This is a genomic window from Vibrio sp. FF266 (genome assembly GCF_041439695.1).
Taxonomy (GTDB): domain Bacteria; phylum Pseudomonadota; class Gammaproteobacteria; order Enterobacterales; family Vibrionaceae; genus Vibrio; species Vibrio tasmaniensis_A.
In genome coordinates, this window is record NZ_JBGOOO010000089.1 from 1 (window position 1) to 3220 (window position 3220).

General features: G+C 39.5%; 5 protein-coding genes. 4 read left to right on the forward strand and 1 reads right to left on the reverse strand.

The genetic code is table 11. The annotated features are described in order from the left end of the window. Positions 1 to 518 precede the first annotated feature (518 nt). The 4 genes from ACED59_RS24185 to ACED59_RS24200 all read left to right on the forward strand — a co-directional run bounded on the left by ACED59_RS24185 (position 519) and on the right by ACED59_RS24200 (position 2613). Entirely contained in the window at positions 519 to 1007 is a 489-nt protein-coding gene (locus ACED59_RS24185; protein WP_017098606.1) for an Hsp20 family protein, read from the forward strand. Positions 1008 to 1156: 149 nt separating this feature from the next. Continuing rightward, positions 1157 to 1399: a transposase gene (locus tag ACED59_RS24190; protein WP_032499864.1), complete on the forward strand. Its 243-nt coding sequence runs from the start codon at positions 1157 to 1159 to the stop codon at positions 1397 to 1399. A 188-nt stretch (positions 1400 to 1587) separates the two neighbouring features. Then, positions 1588 to 2295, forward strand: a complete 708-nt coding sequence (locus ACED59_RS24195; RefSeq protein ID WP_241910257.1) for a hypothetical protein — start codon at positions 1588 to 1590, stop codon at positions 2293 to 2295. Between the two features lie 57 nt (positions 2296 to 2352). Continuing rightward, positions 2353 to 2613 carry a hypothetical protein gene (locus tag ACED59_RS24200; protein ID WP_017098102.1) on the forward strand — a complete coding sequence of 87 codons (261 nt, stop codon included), beginning with the start codon at positions 2353 to 2355 and terminating at the stop codon, positions 2611 to 2613. Between the two features lie 242 nt (positions 2614 to 2855). On the opposite strand, the gene ACED59_RS24205 is transcribed toward ACED59_RS24200, so the two are convergent. Further along, positions 2856 to 3032, reverse strand: a complete 177-nt coding sequence (locus ACED59_RS24205) for a hypothetical protein (protein WP_157936399.1) — start codon at positions 3030 to 3032, stop codon at positions 2856 to 2858. Positions 3033 to 3220: the final 188 nt, after the last annotated feature.

Below are 3220 nucleotides of genomic sequence, written 5' to 3' on the forward strand. Positions count from 1 at the left end.
CTCCGTAACGCAGAACAGCTCCTAATAGGGAGCTGTTCTTGTGTCTAAATTTGGGTTCACACTAAGTACCATTACGTTAAATAAATCATCACATGGCTATTGATTTTTCAAACATAACCCGCACATAAGCATAGAGTCACATTCATAAATCACCTTCCATTTGATTTGATAGTAATCTCTTGTGACTCAAAAAAGGCAGACTGAAAGTCTGCCTTTTTTTCATTTCTAACTCAACCAACCGATCTCGACCCCATGCCACCCGCGTAATTCATATCGTGGAATATTGCCCATCAGAGAGTAGAGAGACCGTCTAATTATGAACTATTTTTGTCTCGTCATTATAGATAGGATATAACAATTTCATATAAAAAAACTAATTCAATGAGAAATTGCTATATAAAAACTATTGAAATAATTGTTCGTAAACACTATAAAAAACCTTGAAAAGGTTGTCTTATCAAGAGGCCTTTTCATCACTCTTGTTTTTATTTTGTATTGCTTCTTATGGAGGATATATTATGAGCTCAATTGACCTATCTCCACTATACCGTAGTAGTGTTGGGTTTGACCGTCTAGCATCATTAATTGATCATGCCATGACCAGTGAAACTGCTATCAACGGTTACCCACCATATAACATTGAAGTTCTAAAAGAGAATCGCTATGCCATCACCCTGGCCGTAGCCGGATTTACTCAGGAAGAGCTTGATATTCAAGTAGAAAAGAGCGTGCTAAGTGTACGTGGGCAAAAATGTGCTGATAAAGAAAATAAATATCTGTATCAGGGTATCGCCAATCGTACATTCGAACGTAAGTTCAACTTAGCTGATTATGTTGAAGTTACGGATGCAGATCTTTCTAACGGATTGTTAACTATTACTCTGGTGAAAGAGATACCTGAAGCTATGAAGCCTAAGTCCATCACTATCAATAAAAACTGTGATGTATTAGAGCATAAGGCTGAAGAGACAAGCACCAAAGATAATAAAGCTGCTAAAGGAGAATGATAGTGTGAAAGCACATTATCATTTTTGAAAGGGGAACGGCTCCCAATCGGGAGCTGTTCTTGTGTCTAAATCTGGGTTCACAATATCCCTATCTGGCAGGGTAGTTGTCACTGTTAAAATTTAACCAGTTTGGGCGATAAAGAGTAATTGTGTCTCGTATCTCAGTAGAAAGAAAAGAAGCGATATTGAAGAAGCTGCTGCCTCCCTATTCGATGTCAGTTAAAGAAGTGTCCGAAGAGGAAGGAATTAGCACTGCGACCCTGTATTATTGGCGCCCGCAACTCAGAAGTTCAGGAGCCACCGTGCCAAAGAGCAACACTTCATCAGAGCAGTGGTCTGCTCAAACTAAACTCGCCATTGTCGCTGAAACCTATTCAATGACCGAAAATTAACTGCTCAAGTTGGTGGACTTAAAGAGGCTATTAGTTCTTATTTTGAGCCGGAAACACAGAAACAAAGCTCGAGCGAGCATTCTGTCAGGACGATTGCTGTTAGTTCTGAAACTGATAATGATTTAGGTATTAGAAGTGGTTCAGCTAAGGATAATAGTAAGAAAACAGCACTGGATTCGGTGAGTTACTTGTCTACACGAGTAACAGCGAATTTAACACCATCACTATCTAGTGAAACAATAAATAAGCTACAAGATGCGCTAAGCGAAGGCAATATTTCATTTAAATTTATTCAGAATATCGCCTTGAATAAAGGGGATCTGAGTCTAGTTCGTGAACTGGCGCTTTCTACTGTCCCTAAACAAGAGAAAAATTATTCAGGGCATCTAGGATTAATAGTGGACTCACTTTCACACAAACGTCCAAATGTAAGCGCCACTATGCAAGGTTTACAAGGTTTTATTGATACATCGGCCTTGCAATGGCATGAAAAAACGGCAAAAAAACCTGAAGACGCGCTTGATGCGAATGCTCATGCTCGTTTTGATGGGGATTTAATGAGTTCAGCTTTGGATCAAATGTCGAAAAGTGACCTGAAAGCGACATTAACGCAATTGGAAGGTGCATTTGGTCAGCGTTTACGAGGCGTTTTTGGGTTGGTTGCTGAAAAAGTTCCGTCGTCAGATTTGGCGCAAGGTGACAATGTTTTAATCTCGACTGCCATGCGTTTCAGTGGCCTAGTAGAAGGCTTGATGACTGCTTTGAGTGAAAAGTTGGGTGAAGCGACCGACGTTCGGTTCAAGGATTGTGATTTCGTTAGTGAGCTTTCAGAACTAACAGCGATTGAGAAGGCGGCATTAATCAAAGTAGGAATTAAAGAAGAAATGTTGCTCTAATTTTCCCTTCGAGCGGTAACGACTGTTTTTATAATTCACACATAATGGAGGTTTTCTGTGTCAAAATGGCCGATTAGTTTTTTATTTGAGAAGAATCAATCTCGCCTGGAAGTCGCTGTTATTGACTTGGATGTAAAGCAAAGGATAAGTGATTTTTATCAGCTTGCTCAAAAACGATACTTGTTAGAAGAATTTTTATTACTTCTAAATCGTAGTCAATACAATGTTTTTCAAAATGACGTACTCTCTTGCCTTTATCGCTTGGGTATAAAGAGAGTCGATTTAAAAGTGGGCAGTAAAACGTTGAATATTTTATAAAACTCTGACCAGAACGTTATATAAGGGCTTCAAGGAAGGTAATAACCGTAGTCTTTCGGTCTTTTTTGTGACGTTGTCACAATGAAAGTTGGGTGAGGCGATCATTCCCCTCACTCAATTAGTACCTGAATATGATAACAATAAGGCCGATGGGTAGTCGTCGCTAAACCAAGACAACAACATATAACGCTCCTAACTGTTCATTAGATGAGTAGTACAAAGGTCTGTGAGATCCGATACAGTTAGGCTTGCGATGGATATTCTTTCTCTACATTACTCTTGTGGCCAATCACCAAATGCACTGTAGGGTTCTGTGGTTTAACTGAAATTGCGATTTTCATGTTCATGTTACGGTTGTTTTGCAAGTAACCGACCGCCGCATTTAGTTCTGGAACATACTGAGCCACACCCACCGACACTCCACCTTCCGTTGTTTGAGTGAAAAATAGGAAGTGTCATATCCGTCCTTTTCTCTTCTAGTAACCCATGTGTTTTTCTAGGCTAACAGCGTAAGAAGAGAAACACCTCGAAGTAATACTAATTTATGCTCCCTGAGTTTGAATTACCCTCTGACGCTGATAAATCGAAACGCTAATCTTAGTATTCA

Coding starts and splice junctions, on each gene's coding strand:
- ACED59_RS24185 (WP_017098606.1), top strand. CDS start 519: ATGAGCTCAATTGACCTATCTCCACTATACCGTAGTAGTGTTGGGTTT.